The 13,179-nt window shown below is 43.8% G+C and carries 14 protein-coding genes; 5 read left to right on the top strand and 9 right to left on the bottom strand.

The genetic code is table 11. The features are described 5' to 3' along the window. Position 1 precedes the first annotated feature (1 nt). The 3 genes from ACH6CZ_RS08120 to ACH6CZ_RS08110 form a co-directional block, all read right to left on the bottom strand. On the bottom strand, positions 2 to 1,324 hold the full coding sequence (locus ACH6CZ_RS08120) for a TrkH family potassium uptake protein (protein WP_374096929.1): 1,323 nt from the start codon (positions 1,322 to 1,324) through the stop codon (positions 2 to 4). A gap of 354 nt (positions 1,325 to 1,678) precedes the next feature. Beyond that, positions 1,679 to 2,242 (bottom strand): NADPH-dependent FMN reductase, encoded by a 564-nt coding sequence (locus tag ACH6CZ_RS08115; RefSeq protein WP_374096928.1) that lies wholly within the window; start codon positions 2,240 to 2,242, stop codon positions 1,679 to 1,681. 71 nt (positions 2,243 to 2,313) lie between these two features. Next, positions 2,314 to 2,658: a hypothetical protein gene (locus ACH6CZ_RS08110; RefSeq protein ID WP_374096927.1), complete on the bottom strand. Its 345-nt coding sequence runs from the start codon at positions 2,656 to 2,658 to the stop codon at positions 2,314 to 2,316. A 214-nt stretch (positions 2,659 to 2,872) separates the two neighbouring features. Here ACH6CZ_RS08110 and zupT point away from each other — a divergent pair, with 214 nt between their 5' ends. Beyond that, positions 2,873 to 3,727 (top strand): zinc transporter ZupT, encoded by an 855-nt coding sequence (gene zupT, locus ACH6CZ_RS08105; protein ID WP_374096926.1) that lies wholly within the window; start codon positions 2,873 to 2,875, stop codon positions 3,725 to 3,727. A gap of 150 nt (positions 3,728 to 3,877) precedes the next feature. After that, the gene (locus ACH6CZ_RS08100) at positions 3,878 to 4,120 is read left to right on the top strand and encodes a hypothetical protein (RefSeq protein WP_374096925.1); all 243 of its coding nucleotides are present in this window, start codon (positions 3,878 to 3,880) and stop codon (positions 4,118 to 4,120) included. A 57-nt stretch (positions 4,121 to 4,177) separates the two neighbouring features. Here ACH6CZ_RS08100 and ACH6CZ_RS08095 read toward each other — a convergent pair whose 3' ends face one another. The 3 genes from ACH6CZ_RS08095 to ACH6CZ_RS08085 all read right to left on the bottom strand — a co-directional run bounded on the left by ACH6CZ_RS08095 (position 4,178) and on the right by ACH6CZ_RS08085 (position 6,788). Next, the gene (locus tag ACH6CZ_RS08095; protein ID WP_374096924.1) at positions 4,178 to 4,660 is read right to left on the bottom strand and encodes an STAS domain-containing protein; all 483 of its coding nucleotides are present in this window, start codon (positions 4,658 to 4,660) and stop codon (positions 4,178 to 4,180) included. 273 nt (positions 4,661 to 4,933) lie between these two features. Further along, positions 4,934 to 5,383 (bottom strand): FixH family protein, encoded by a 450-nt coding sequence (locus ACH6CZ_RS08090; RefSeq protein WP_374096923.1) that lies wholly within the window; start codon positions 5,381 to 5,383, stop codon positions 4,934 to 4,936. Further along, complete coding sequence (locus ACH6CZ_RS08085) at positions 5,376 to 6,788, bottom strand: PepSY-associated TM helix domain-containing protein (protein ID WP_374096922.1); 1,413 nt, start codon at positions 6,786 to 6,788, stop codon at positions 5,376 to 5,378. Before ACH6CZ_RS08085 ends, ACH6CZ_RS08090 begins: the two co-directional genes overlap by 8 nt. Positions 6,789 to 7,120: 332 nt before the next feature. Between ACH6CZ_RS08085 and ACH6CZ_RS08080 the strand changes: the two genes are divergently transcribed. Further along, positions 7,121 to 7,384, top strand: a complete 264-nt coding sequence (locus tag ACH6CZ_RS08080) for a hypothetical protein (RefSeq protein ID WP_374096921.1) — start codon at positions 7,121 to 7,123, stop codon at positions 7,382 to 7,384. Between the two features lie 143 nt (positions 7,385 to 7,527). Here the strand turns inward: ACH6CZ_RS08080 and ACH6CZ_RS08075 are convergent, their stop codons facing one another. The 3 genes from ACH6CZ_RS08075 to ACH6CZ_RS08065 all read right to left on the bottom strand — a co-directional run bounded on the left by ACH6CZ_RS08075 (position 7,528) and on the right by ACH6CZ_RS08065 (position 11,116). Beyond that, positions 7,528 to 9,030, bottom strand: a complete 1,503-nt coding sequence (locus tag ACH6CZ_RS08075; protein ID WP_374096920.1) for a cryptochrome/photolyase family protein — start codon at positions 9,028 to 9,030, stop codon at positions 7,528 to 7,530. Between the two features lie 316 nt (positions 9,031 to 9,346). After that, positions 9,347 to 10,171: an SDR family oxidoreductase gene (locus ACH6CZ_RS08070; protein ID WP_374096919.1), complete on the bottom strand. Its 825-nt coding sequence runs from the start codon at positions 10,169 to 10,171 to the stop codon at positions 9,347 to 9,349. A gap of 87 nt (positions 10,172 to 10,258) precedes the next feature. Next, positions 10,259 to 11,116, bottom strand: coding sequence for a hypothetical protein (locus tag ACH6CZ_RS08065; protein ID WP_374096918.1), 858 nt, complete (start codon positions 11,114 to 11,116; stop codon positions 10,259 to 10,261). A gap of 306 nt (positions 11,117 to 11,422) precedes the next feature. On the opposite strand from ACH6CZ_RS08065, the gene ACH6CZ_RS08060 reads away from it, so the two are divergent. Both ACH6CZ_RS08060 and ACH6CZ_RS08055 read left to right on the top strand, forming a co-directional pair. Further along, a complete protein-coding gene (locus tag ACH6CZ_RS08060) occupies positions 11,423 to 11,809 on the top strand; it encodes a MerR family transcriptional regulator (RefSeq protein WP_374097448.1) in 387 nt (128 codons plus the stop codon). Positions 11,810 to 11,847: 38 nt separating this feature from the next. Beyond that, positions 11,848 to 13,158, top strand: a complete 1,311-nt coding sequence (locus ACH6CZ_RS08055) for a hemolysin family protein (RefSeq protein WP_374096917.1) — start codon at positions 11,848 to 11,850, stop codon at positions 13,156 to 13,158. Positions 13,159 to 13,179: the final 21 nt, after the last annotated feature.

Genomic DNA, 13,179 nt, shown 5'->3' with positions numbered 1-13,179 from the left:
TTTAACCTGTATAAACGTCTTCTTTTGCATATCGGACTTTATCCGGTTTAATTGTTGCTAAAGAGAAAGCCAGCGTGATCGGTCCTACACGCCCTAAAAACATTAATATAATGATAATGATCTTACCAGGCACACTGAGTTCAGCTGTGATCCCCATCGAAAGACCAACCGTGCCAAATGCTGAAAACACCTCAAATGCGACTTCCAAAAATGGCAGCTCAGGATCAGTCAGTGTCAATCCAAGCAGACATATAAAAACAGTAATAAAACCGGCAAAAGTAATTGAAAATGCTCTCATCACAATATTATTTCTAATCGTACGCCCAAATACCGATACTTCACTTTTGTTTTGCAAAAACGTAATAAACGTCAACAGAATAATAATCGCCGTTGTCAGCTTAATGCCACTTCCTGTTGACCCACTTCCCGCACCAACAAACATGAGCGCCATCATAAATAAAACAGACGATTCCTCCATACTGCCAATATTTATTGAATTAAAACCAGCCGTTCTGGTTGTGACCCCCTGAAAATATGAAGCCCAAAACTTATCGATCAATGACATATTTCCGATCGTTCCGGGGTTACTATATTCTGAGAAAAAGATAAACAACAGAGCAAAAATATTAATTACAAACGTTCCGATAATCATTAGCTTGGAATGTAATGTCAGCTTTTTAAATTGCGACTTCCTATGAACATCCACTAATACCGTAAAACCGATCCCGCCAAAAATAAATAGACCCGTAATAACTAGGTTAATGACCGGATCCCCTACATATCCCATCAGATTATCTGACCACAACGAAAACCCCGCATTATTAAATGCAGAAATAGAATGAAATAAGCTGACATGCAGACCTTCCATCCACCCATACTCCGGTACCCATACCGTCGCAAGCAAAACCATGCCCGCAAGTTCAATCACCAAAGAAAAAATAAACAATGACAATACAAGTCTTACCACACCGCCTATAGACGTCTGACTGAGTGCTTCCTGAATCAGCAGCCTCTCTTTCAGTGTGATCTTTTTTCTCAAAAAAAGAATAACCAGTACAGCAAACGTCATAAACCCAAGCCCCCCGACCTGGATCAATATCATAATGACAGCCTCGCCAAAAAGTGTAAACACTGTTCCTGTATCTACTGTCACAAGCCCAGTCACAGTTGTCGCTGATGTCGCTGTAAAAAATGCATTTAACCAGGTAATTCCGTCAAACGTTGATACCGGAAGCTTCAATAAAAAAGTACCGATCAGAATCGTAATTCCAAACCCCGCCATCAAAAACTGAGGCGGTGATAATTCCACCCTTTTCAACTTCATCACAGCGCCTCGATTCCATCTTATTGACGATAAAATACTCCTATTGGAAGGCTTTGTCAATAGGAGGCAGCTGGTTAAAATTTGAACCTTGTCCAATCGAAAAGCGGAAGCGCCTTGTTCAGATCCGACAAGCATAAGGCGCTTACGCTAAACAAACAAAAAATGCCCCCTACTGGACAATAGGGAGCCAAAACTAGCAAAAGGTGATGTCGTCATGGTTTATAAACCGTTGACTGTTTTTTCTATACCCGAATTTTTATTTTGGGAAACTAAGTGTGAGGAGTGAATGTACAGCGTGGGGATGGAGGTGAAGTGTCATGCTATGACACTTCACCTCCATCCCCACACTAGCATTTACTCCCCGAAAACAGCGATAAACTTCGTAAAACCATCAATAAATCTATCAATTTGCTTTTCAGTGCCTTCATCTGTCAGCCTGCCGGACTCAGGATCAATTTTTGTCTGGTAACGGCTTGCAATAATTTTCGGGTTTGTCATGATATTAGCATTCATATTGGTAAGCGTCTGCCTCACCTGCATCTGTGAGAGCGCGGTCCCGACATTTCCATTTGATGCGCCGGCTATAGCGACTGGCAGGTTTTTAATTGAGAATTCTTCAGGTGAACGGGAAGCCCAGTCGAGTGCGTTCTTTAATCCGCCAGGCATCCCGGCGTTATATTCAGGCGTGACGATCAGCACACCATCTGCTTCGTTCAGCTTTCTGCGAAAAGTTTTAACAGATTCAGGGTCTCCCTCTGCTTCAATATCCTCATTGAACAGTGGGAGTTCATCTATTTCTGCTTCTTTTACAGACCACTTTCCCTCTGACTGATGAATGATTTCGTTCATCAGCTTACGGTTCAGCGAATCTTTTCTGAGACTTCCACACATTGTAACAATGATCGGTAATGATTCCATAAGCTCAGCCCTTTCACAACACGTATTTCTTCTATTGTAAAGTAGCCAGGTGACTTTTACATATTCTAATGTTATTCATAAGGCAATTGAACACCCTCTTCTTCCTTTGACTCTTTTCGCCTCAGCAAAAAATTCAGCCCGCTCAGCACGGCTCCTGAAATACCCAACGCAATGGCGAGCCACAATTCATTTAAATAGACATAGCACGCAAGCCCGATACAGCCGAAAATAATTAATGGCAGGCTTTTATCTTCTTCCCTTGTCAGGATCAGCCCCCATAATGTAATCAGTGAACCCAGAAGAACGACCTGGAGGAGTCTCTGCAGACTAAAATCCAGATAAATCTCCAGGAATGGCGCAATCACACTGATCACAATTCCCCCGGCTGCCTGAACCCACTTCCCGAATTTATCCATACAACCCCCTGCGATGTTCGTCATTTATACAGGTAAATGATACCATTAAAAGAAATTTATTTGAATAATCTGTTTTTAAAGATATGCAACAACGAATGAAATGTTATCTTTTAGTTAAAGCAACGTTTATTATACGCTCACAAAAAAGTTGCACTAAACAAACTTTTATCATATAGTATGCTTAGAATGATTTTAATCTAAAGGAGAATGCAGAATGGATGGAGCAGTTTTATTTGCGTTTTTATTAACATTGTTTGCGGGCCTCGCAACGGGTGTGGGCAGTATGTTTGCGTTTTTTGCGAAGCGGACTAATACTGCATTTCTGTCTGTTACACTTGGCTTTTCAGCCGGAGTTATGATTTATGTTTCATTTATCGAAATTTTTCCAAAAGCATTGGATGAGTTAACTGTTGGACACGGTGAGCAGGCAGGAACATTATTTACAGTGATTGCGTTCTTTGCCGGTATGGTATTAATTGGACTCATAGATAAATTAATTCCTACAGTTGGAAATCCTCATGAATCTAAGTTTGTTGAGTCGGCACAGGACCCTGAAGATGGTGAAACGATCGCAGCAAAAGCAACAAAAAAAGCGACACTCAGTAAAAGTGCTGCTTTGCGTTTAAGAAAAATGGGTGTCTTCATGGCACTTGCCATTGCGATTCACAACTTTCCAGAGGGACTTGCAACTTTCATATCCGCACTGGATGATCCGGCTGTCGGTATTGCGATTGCAATTGCGATTGCACTGCATAATATTCCTGAGGGGATTGCGGTATCAGTGCCAATTTATTACGCTACCGGATCCCGCCGAAAAGCATTTAAGCTTTCATTCCTGTCAGGCCTTGCTGAACCGGCCGGCGCACTAATCGGCTTCCTGATTTTAATGCCTTTCTTAACAGATACATTGTTTGGTTTGGTATTCGCTGCTGTTGGTGGAATCATGGTTTTCATTTCACTGGATGGCCTGCTGCCTGCTGCGCGTGAATATGGTAAAGCACACCACGCTATGTATGGAATGGTTGCCGGTATGATCGTGATGGCTTCAAGTTTGATCCTTTTAATGTAATACGTGATCCTGGATGTTGAGTGAAGTCAGCATTCAGGATTTTTTTGTGAATACCCTGCAAAAGTATGACTTCCTGACCTATTGGATAAAAAGTCCATATGCTACACTGAAGCTATCAGATTTTACCAATACATATCTCGGGGGATCTTCATGCTTCTACTTAAAAGTATCAGACTGGTTCTTGCAGTGATCGCAAGTGCGATTGCGCTTTATACTGCATTCACGAGCCATGTATTATTTCCTATTTATTATTTAATTTTAGCGATTAGCTTTATATTTATTTTAACCGGGTTTGAACGGCTGGAAACTGAGGCAAAACGCACCGGTGCCTACACTGACTTCGCGTTGGCCGGCGCGTTTATTTTAGCTGTCGTGTTTGTAGACTGGTGGTAATCGTGCTTTTAAAAATCTGCAAAAATAAACCTGCCAGAAAGATCCGGCAGGTTTATTTCATGTCTGATTAATTTTATAACCTTTTGCTTGCACAATATGCTGCAACGCACTTCTGAAATTAGCAAATGATTGAATTTGAATCTCTTTTAACACGCCTGAAAGCACCATTTCGCGTGCAAAAAGCGGTGAAAATCCAACAAAAATCGTTCTTGCTCCCATTAACTTCACAGCGCCAACAAGATCTTTCATCTTTGCCGCAATTAACTGATAATCTGACGCATCAACATCATGTATATTCGTACCGGTCAAATCAATCAGTACATTTTCAACCTCACCATTTTCAAGATGCCTCACAATCGTCTCCAGTACATACTCAAACCTCTCCTCAGTCATTCCACCCGTCAGCGGCACAAGAATCGTGTGCGGTACAATAGATGGAATAATAGGGACAGACAATTCTTTAATATACTTCTCGTAACCCTCAAGCTTTTGGTTCAGCAGCGCAATCTCTGTTTTTAAACTTTCAATCGTTTCGGACATATACGCCCTCCTTATCGGTTGCAGCATCATACAGTCTATTAGCATTATATACCCTATTTGAGAGAATGGGTAACGTTGGGTAAATGATGTGCATGTTGGGGACGGAGGGGAGGTATGGCTGTCATCAAATGTGTACAGCCGGGACAAAGGTGGCAGGACGCTCAAACCCGTCCCTCATGTGTACATTTCATGGCACTTTCACCTCCGTACCTAATATGACACCACATAAAAGCGCCATTCTCCAAAAAGAATGGCGCAAAATATAGTTTCGATTTAATGATGATGCCCCTCATCATGTTCTTCAGGCTCTTCCTCTACAACCGCCTGTTCTTCTTCAGTCAATTCACCAACTGTAAAGCTTTTAACAGGCATGGCTGTAACACCCCCTGAACTCACGTGTGCCTGTATATAATATAGACCTTCTTCTTCAAAAATGGCTTCTGCGGTGTAAACACCCGCTTCACTGCTTTGTGCTTCGATCCATTCTGATTCTTCTCCTGCTTCCTGCCAAACCTCAATGTTAATATCATCTGCTTCTTCAAGTAATTCACCGATTTCAGTCACATGTATTGTAAATGTTTCAGGTGTGTCTGTTGATAGATCCTCAGGTAAGTAGATGTATGCTTCAAGCGGCTCAGACAGTCTTTCTTCAGGATTTCCTGCCACGCAGCCGCTTAAAAGTATTGCTCCGGCAAATGTGAATGCAGCTAATCTTTTACTCATTTGCTCCCCCTCCTTCAAACAGCTGTTTTTGTAGAGGCTTAATGCGGGGGATCACAAAGCGATCGAGTAAATAGATAACGATAATCGAAATCCCAACCAGCGGCATCAATACACCAAGTGCCAGCATGATAAAAAATACAATACGTGTCACTTTCTTGTCCTTTGACTTTGCAGGTGCGCCTGAACGTCCTTTTGGTTTTCGCTTTTTCCACATTACGAAAGAGCTGATGATGACAAAGATCAGTCCAATACACACAATCAGACCGAGAATCTGATTCGCAAGACCGAATAATCGTCCCTCATGCAGTGCAATACCAAGTGTGATGCCCTGCGCCATAATGCCATAATCCTGAAAACGTACATCGCTTAAAATGGACCCTGTATATTGATCCAGATGGATGGTCGCGCTGTCAGATGGATTTGCATGCGAAGTAGCTAATGTATAAACCCCGGCTTCTCCCTGAGGCATTGAAATCGTATATGGCTTTGCGATATTTTGCTGTGATGCCACAGTTACAGCGTCATCAACTGAGATTGGCACGTACCCATTATCCACTGATGAAGGTACCGGCATATTTTCAGAAGCCCACGGCACGTCAGATGCTACATCTTTTGCAAGCACCTGTGACTCAGGTTTTTCACCAAAGCTCTGGGCAAATGCAGGATAACCTGTATTTGTCGAAGTCGCCAGGCGATTAATCTGCTCACCCATCACGCCGGACCACGGCAGCCCGGTTAAAATCAAAACTAAAATACCTAAAGAAAGCCAGAAAGCGGGCACTGCATGCAGATCACGCCAGAACGTTCTGCCCTTGCTTCTGAGTCTTGGAAGAACAGTCCCCCAGATTGCTGACCGTTTCCTTGGCCACCAGATATAAAGGCCCGTGATCAATAAAATGACAGCCCAGCACGCAGCAAGCTCAACAAGCAGATTCGCTGCAGTTCCTCCAATCAATAATTCACTATGGATACTGACGAAAATATCAGTAAATCTTTCCCCAGACGGAATATCCCCTAGCACTGAACCGTTATAAGGGTTCACATAGACAGAGGCTGCTTCGCCATTTTGCATGATCCCTACTTCAGTTGAACGCGCAGGATCATCGTAAAAACGGACCGATGTCACACTCGCATCTGGATAACTTTCCAGGACCCCTGCTGTTTGAGCAGATGCAGCAAGCGCAGCTCCACCTTCTTCAACAAAATACAAGTCCTGATACATGACGTTTTCAATTTGCGGCTTAAATAAATACACGCCTCCGCTAAACGCAAGAATGATCAAAAACGGCGAAAAAATTAACCCCGCATAAAAGTGCCACCTCCATACCGCCTGATATAACGAAGCACTTCTTTTCCTCCCTATCTTCTCACTCGCTTCCCGCTCACTCATTTTTAACGCTTCCATCCTCATCACTCCTCCCCGGGCACTCATACCCGTTTCATCTCACAATCCTGTTACTTAACTAACGCAGAATTTTTATCATTGGATCACTTTTTATGCTGCATTTATAAATTTTAGCAGTGGCGTGTGAAGTTAGAGTGAAATGGTTAAAAATGATTAAGCAACATAATAAAAACGCCACTCCCCAATAGAGTAGCGCCCACAAAATCAAAAACTCAACAATCGATTAATTTCATTTTTATAAAGATCCCAGTGAGCTGGTAATTTCAACAGAGGCATCTTTTTTATCCCTTGACACTATGCTATGCTAAAAACAAAAATTGGCAGGTGATTTTTTGAAGTTAAAAGCCTTCCGGATCATTTCATATACAGCCGCAATCCTCGTGCTCATATTATTTGTATTACGATGGTTTGTTGATATTGACTCAATCGTGTTAACTGGATTAGTCGCACTTGGCGCCATCTTATTTATCTCAAACGGAATCGAAGCTTATCTCGAAGAAAACAGCGGTAAAAAAACTGCTTTTTTCTATTTAGTTATGAGTGGTTTGATGATTTGTATTTTGATAGGTGAGGGAATGAGGTACTTTTCGAGTTGAATGTGTATAGCTTGGACGGAGGTTAAGTTGTCATCATATGTGCATGGCAGGGACAGAGATTAAAGAAACAGCATCCAGCCTATGCCTGTCCCCTCAGTGCACATTTCATGGAACTTTCACCTCCGTCCCCAGCATGTACACACTCACTCCTTCAACACCCGCTCCGCCTTCTCCAAAATCGCCCGTTTCACATCAGGATCACGCTTTTGCCACTGTTTATAGACCAGTCCCATGCGGTGATTATTGCTGAGTGTATCAGCATGTCGGTCTAAGAAGTGCCAGTAGAGCGCATTAAATGGGCAGGCGTCTTCTTCTGTCTGGTGTTTGACGTTGTATTTGCAGGAGCCGCAGTAGTTGCTCATTTTATTGATGTATTTACCTGAAGCGACATAGGGTTTGGTTGAAAGGACGCCTCCGTCTGCATAGAGTGCCATGCCGAGTACGTTCGGCAGTACGACCCAGTCGTGGGCATCAATGTACATTTCGTTAAACCAGTCCGCGGTCTGCTGAGGGGAGAGCCCGAACAGGGTTGCATAGTTACCGATCACCATGAGCCGCTGGATATGGTGATTATATGCGTGTTCTACAACCGGTCTGATGGATTCGTGCATACAGTTCATATCAGTCTCTGCATCCCAGAAAAAAGATGGCAGGTCACGCTGATGGTTGAACTTATTGACATCTCCGTAATCAGGCATCTTTTTCAGATAGACCCCTCTGATGAACTCGCGCCAGCCGATGATCTGCCTGATAAATCCTTCTGCTGAATTAAGCGGCACTTCTCCATCCAGGTAGGCCTGTTCAGCTTTTCTCACTACTTCCATAGGAGTCAGCAGACCGATATTAATTGAAGAGGAAAGCAGTGAGTGTGACATAAAGTCATCGCCTTGAAGCATGGCATCCTGATACGTTCCAAACGTTTCAAGCCTTTCTTTGATGAACTGGTTCAGTGCCTGTAACGCTTCTTTTCTCGTCACCGCCCATCTGAACGGCTTGATTTCACCGGGATTATCTTTGAACTGCTTTTCAACCTTTTCCATGACCTCTTTTGTGATATCATCCGGCCTGAATGACCGTGCTGTTGTAAAGGTAGTATCACTTTTAGCCGACTTACGGTTATCCTGATCGAACGACCACTTACCTCCTACAGGATCCTCATCCTCTATCAGCACATCCAGCCGCTTTCTCATCCTCCGGTAAAACGGATCCATCTTCCACGGTCCATCACCTTTTAGCTCACCTTTTATTTCTTCAGCAGTCAGTAAAAAAAGCGGACGCGCATCCAGCACCTCAACGTCAATTCCTGAGAGCGACTTTTCCCACTTCTTCATCGCCTGCGTCATCCGGTAATCCATATGCAACGTATAAAAAACCTTCTCAGGCTCAAACTCATTCGCATGAGCCTTCCACGCATCCTCAAACGAATCCGCTTCACGATAATCCACCCGATACCCTTTATCTTCAAGCTCAGCAGCAAAATGGCGCATCGCTGAAAAAATCAGCACCAGTTTCTGCTTATGATAATGCTGCCATGTCGACCGCGACTCTGCCTCAATCATCAAAAACACGTCGTGTTCCTTATCAGCCTCTTTCACAATCGGCAGCTCATGACACAATTGATTCCCAAAGATCCAGCGTGTAGCCATGGAATCACCTCCTGATAGTGGTATACCCATTTTACGAGGGAATGTGCACACTGGGGACGGAGGTTCCGTTGTCATCAAATGTACACACCAGTAACAGAGGTCAAATTACCAGAAACCTCATATGTATCATGAAACCTGTCCCTTATATGTACATTTCATGGCGCTTTAACCTCCGTCCCCAACGTGTACATGCCCTCGCTGAGCCATCTAAAGTAAGTAAAGCCGTCATCCCTGTAACTCATGCAGACATAAAAAAAGCTATGAACAACTCCGTTTTAAAACGAAATTGCCGCATAGCGCTTTTATAAGGAACTCTTTACTCTGTATCCTTCTTCCATTCATCCTGTTCAATCAGCATTTTACCCGGCCATGTGTAAGCGAGAATTCCGCCATCTGCTTTGATATCTTCACCGGTTACATACGAGCTGTCGTCTGAGGCGAGAAACAGTGCTACTGTCGCCATTTCACGTGGCTTGCCAAGTCTGCCGAGCGGGGTGATCCATTTGTTGGCTTCACGGAATGCTTCGCCCATTTTCTCCTGTTTTGATCCGACAAGTTCATCGACCAGTGGTGTTTCGATTGTGCCTGGTGAGATGGAATTAACACGGATGCCATGACGCGCGTAATCAATTGCCGTTGCTTTTGTAAAGTTGATGATGCCGCCCTTAGCAGCATTATAGCCTGAGCGGTCCAGGTCTGCAGCGTGTCCGGACATTGAACCGTTATTAATGATCGAACCACCTTGATCCAACATGAGGGGAATGATAAATTTGCTCATTAGGAATGTACCCCGAAGGTCTACTGCAATAATACGATCAAATAATTCAATCGGATATTCGTGCACTTTACCACCCTGCTGATCCACTCCTGCATTGTTAAACAGCACATCAACTGTTGTGTATTTTTCTTTTATTGCTTCTGCAAACGACTGAACACTCTTTGCATCTGAAACATCCACCTCATATGCAACTGCCTGTCCGCCATTTTCCGTAATGTCATGTACTACCTGATCAAGCTGTTCCTTGTTTATATCAGCAAGTATCGTTAAAGCTCCCTGTTCAGCAAATACATGCGCTGTTGCTTCGCCTATTCCTGTTGCAGCTCCGGTAATAATTGCAGTCTTCCCACTTAATCGTCCCATATGTAAAACCTCCCGTTATTTGTATATACAGGATATTCCCTGTATGTGGAAATTTAAACATATAAGCGGCACACCAACGACTGGAATTCAGCGTGCCTTTACCGCTTCACCGATCCGCCTGATCGCGTCCCTGCTGCCATAACTCCCATGGCTCAGCCCATTGCGGTCCACTCCACCGCCGAGTGCAAGAAATTGCTCGGAGGGTTTAAAGTGCAGACCGATTACTTCCGATCCAAATTCTTCACTGTACCCCTTTTGGTAGCGTGCAGCAGGATAATTTTCCACCTCAAGGATTTTCCCAAGCTTAGTGCCGGGATAAAAATACAGAAACCTTTCGCAATGTTCTTTTCCAAGGATCAGGATCTTCCCAGGCGCAAGAAAATTGATGGTTTCAGTTAAAAGCGACTTGATATCAGCTGAATCCATCACATCCTCCCTCCCCCTGATCGTACCCATCTGCTTTAAGGTTGGGATTGGAAAGAAGTCGATATGTACAGCCGTCTGCAATTCTGTTTCTTTATAAAATGAATAATCCATTCCATTTAAAAAGCCTTCAAGCTTTGCCCCACCCTTTTTACCAAACCAGCTGCTGTAGACGGTGTCACGCTCAAAATAGGTCTGGTAATGCTGAATTGTTTCGATTAACGAAGGCTCACTGTTTTGATATTGAACCAGGCTGACACCTTCTTCTCTCACAAAAAAGCGGGATTTTTCTGCTGCCAGGAGACTTCCGTCAGAAGCAATGAACTCCTTTGATGATGGGTTTGTGCCAATCGTCACAAGGCCTCCTGATGAGCGTCTGCCAAACCATACAATAGGAATCGACCGCCCCATCACCTGTTCAGCAAACACGGTCTGATGCAGGCTTTTCTGAAGATCAGCCGCTTTTCGGATCAGGCTGATCGCTTTTTTTAACGATTGATCGTCTAATCCCGTTTGATTCATCGACAGCTTCTCCTCTCTGATTCTACTCATTCGTTTGTGACGTTTATTCCCGGCTTTAGTTTTATGCAAACTATATCGGTCGGCGCACTGGGGTCGAAATTCAGTGGTTCACTTTTGTAATGATTCTAATTTTGGCACACTCAACCCTATCCCCACTGTGCACATTTCATGTCACTTTTACCTTCGTCCCCGAAGTGCCGCCCCCTGCATTACTAAAAACATACCTATTGCCAACCATCACGTTACACTGTATACTTTTCTTACTTTGCATAACGAGAGGACGATGGCTATTTTGGGAAGGCGCTAATACGAATTGGAACGGTTGCGAAGCGCAGCGGTCTTTCAACCCGGACGATTGATTACTACACCCAGATGGGGCTTTTGCCTTTTGAGCGTTCTGCTTCGAATTACCGGTTATATCCGGAATCTGTGCTGGAAACACTGAAAGAAATTCAGCTGTTGAAGGACCGGCGGATGACACTGGATGAGATTAAGGTGCTGATGGAGCGGAAGCCTGTATCGAACCCTGCACTGCAGGAAGTGAACGAGGAGATTGCTCATTTGGAGAAAAAGATTTTATCGCTGAAAGAGGAGCTTTCGGAAGCAGCTCCTGAAGATCGTCATATGATTAAGGAAGAGATTCAGTTGAAAATGATTCCACTGCTTCAGCTGATGACGACAATATTAAGTTAAAAATTTCGGAGGTGAATCCCCTTTTTCAGGGGAATTTATTGGACAGTATATTGATTTTAAATCTTGGGCTTGTAGCCGTGTTAATCGGTTTGACAGCCTTCTTCGTAGGATCGGAGTTTGCGGTTGTAAAGGTGCGGATGTCGCGTGTGGATCAGCTGATTGCTGAGGGAAACAAGACGGCACCGATTGTAAAAAAGCTTGTAACGGATCTGGACTATTATCTTTCGGCGTGTCAGCTTGGGATTACAGTGACTGCACTTGGCCTTGGGTGGCTTGGGGAGCCGACTGTTGAAAAGATTCTTCATCCGGTTTTTGACAATCTCGGTGTACCTGCGGCAATGTCGACGATCGTATCATTCGCTGTAGCATTTGCGCTGGTAACTTTTTTACACGTAGTCATTGGTGAACTTGCACCAAAAACGCTGGCAATTCAGTTCGCAGAAAGAATGACGTTGTTGCTTGCCCGTCCGCTTTACTGGTTCGGTAAAATCATGTTTCCTGCAATCTGGACACTGAATGGCTCAGCGCGTTTACTGCTTCGTGCATTTGGTGTAAAACCGGCGACTCACGAACAGGCTCACTCTGAAGAAGAGCTGAAGATTATTATGGCACAAAGCTTTAAGAGCGGTGAAATTAATGAAACTGAGCTTTCATTTATGGAAAATATCTTTGCCTTTGATGAAAGTGTGGCTAAAGATATTATGGTGCCCCGTGTACAAATGGAGACGCTCGATATCAGTATGACCACAGAAGAAATGCTCAGCATCATTGATGAACACCAGTATACGCGTTTCCCTGTAACAACAGACAATGATAAAGACCATATTATCGGCTTTATTAATGTAAAAGAAATGCTGACAAACATTGTACGTGACCGTTCGTATAAAATTGCAGATACACTACATGAAATCGTGCTGCTACCTGAGCAGACGCCACTTCAGGATGCTATGCTGAAAATGCAGCTTGAGCGCGTTCATATGGCACTCATAATTGATGAGCATGGGGGAACTTCTGGACTGCTGACACTTGAAGATATTCTTGAAGAAATTGTCGGTGAAATCCGTGACGAGTTTGATGAGGATGAGCGTAATGACATCGAGGAAGTCGGAGAACTTGCTTATTGTGTTAATGGACGAGTCCTGCTGGATGAACTTGAAGAGCGCTTCGGCATTGACTTTGAAGACGCTGAAGACGTCGACACGATCGCAGGCTGGGTGCTCCACAAACGCAACGAAGTAACAGAAGGCGAAAAGATTCCAAGCGATGACAGACATATCTGGACAGTCGAAGAAATGGATAATCACCAGATATTAAGAGTGCGCCTGGATATTCAGGAGACATACACTTAAAGTGATATTATGGAACTCTGC

The organism is Jeotgalibacillus sp. JSM ZJ347 (assembly GCF_044383825.1).
In the GTDB taxonomy this organism is placed as follows: domain Bacteria; phylum Bacillota; class Bacilli; order Bacillales; family Jeotgalibacillaceae; genus Jeotgalibacillus.
Note: the sequence above shows the minus strand (reverse complement) of the source record. Positions and strands in the feature narration are given on the sequence as shown.

Coding starts and splice junctions, on each gene's coding strand:
- ACH6CZ_RS08120 (WP_374096929.1), bottom strand. CDS start 1,324: ATGAAGTTGAAAAGGGTGGAATTATCACCGCCTCAGTTTTTGATGGCG.
- ACH6CZ_RS08115 (WP_374096928.1), bottom strand. CDS start 2,242: ATGGAATCATTACCGATCATTGTTACAATGTGTGGAAGTCTCAGAAAA.
- ACH6CZ_RS08110 (WP_374096927.1), bottom strand. CDS start 2,658: ATGGATAAATTCGGGAAGTGGGTTCAGGCAGCCGGGGGAATTGTGATC.
- zupT (WP_374096926.1), top strand. CDS start 2,873: ATGGATGGAGCAGTTTTATTTGCGTTTTTATTAACATTGTTTGCGGGC.
- ACH6CZ_RS08100 (WP_374096925.1), top strand. CDS start 3,878: ATGCTTCTACTTAAAAGTATCAGACTGGTTCTTGCAGTGATCGCAAGT.
- ACH6CZ_RS08095 (WP_374096924.1), bottom strand. CDS start 4,660: ATGTCCGAAACGATTGAAAGTTTAAAAACAGAGATTGCGCTGCTGAAC.
- ACH6CZ_RS08090 (WP_374096923.1), bottom strand. CDS start 5,383: ATGAGTAAAAGATTAGCTGCATTCACATTTGCCGGAGCAATACTTTTA.
- ACH6CZ_RS08085 (WP_374096922.1), bottom strand. CDS start 6,788: ATGGAAGCGTTAAAAATGAGTGAGCGGGAAGCGAGTGAGAAGATAGGG.
- ACH6CZ_RS08075 (WP_374096920.1), bottom strand. CDS start 9,030: ATGGCTACACGCTGGATCTTTGGGAATCAATTGTGTCATGAGCTGCCG.
- ACH6CZ_RS08070 (WP_374096919.1), bottom strand. CDS start 10,171: ATGGGACGATTAAGTGGGAAGACTGCAATTATTACCGGAGCTGCAACA.
- ACH6CZ_RS08065 (WP_374096918.1), bottom strand. CDS start 11,116: ATGAATCAAACGGGATTAGACGATCAATCGTTAAAAAAAGCGATCAGC.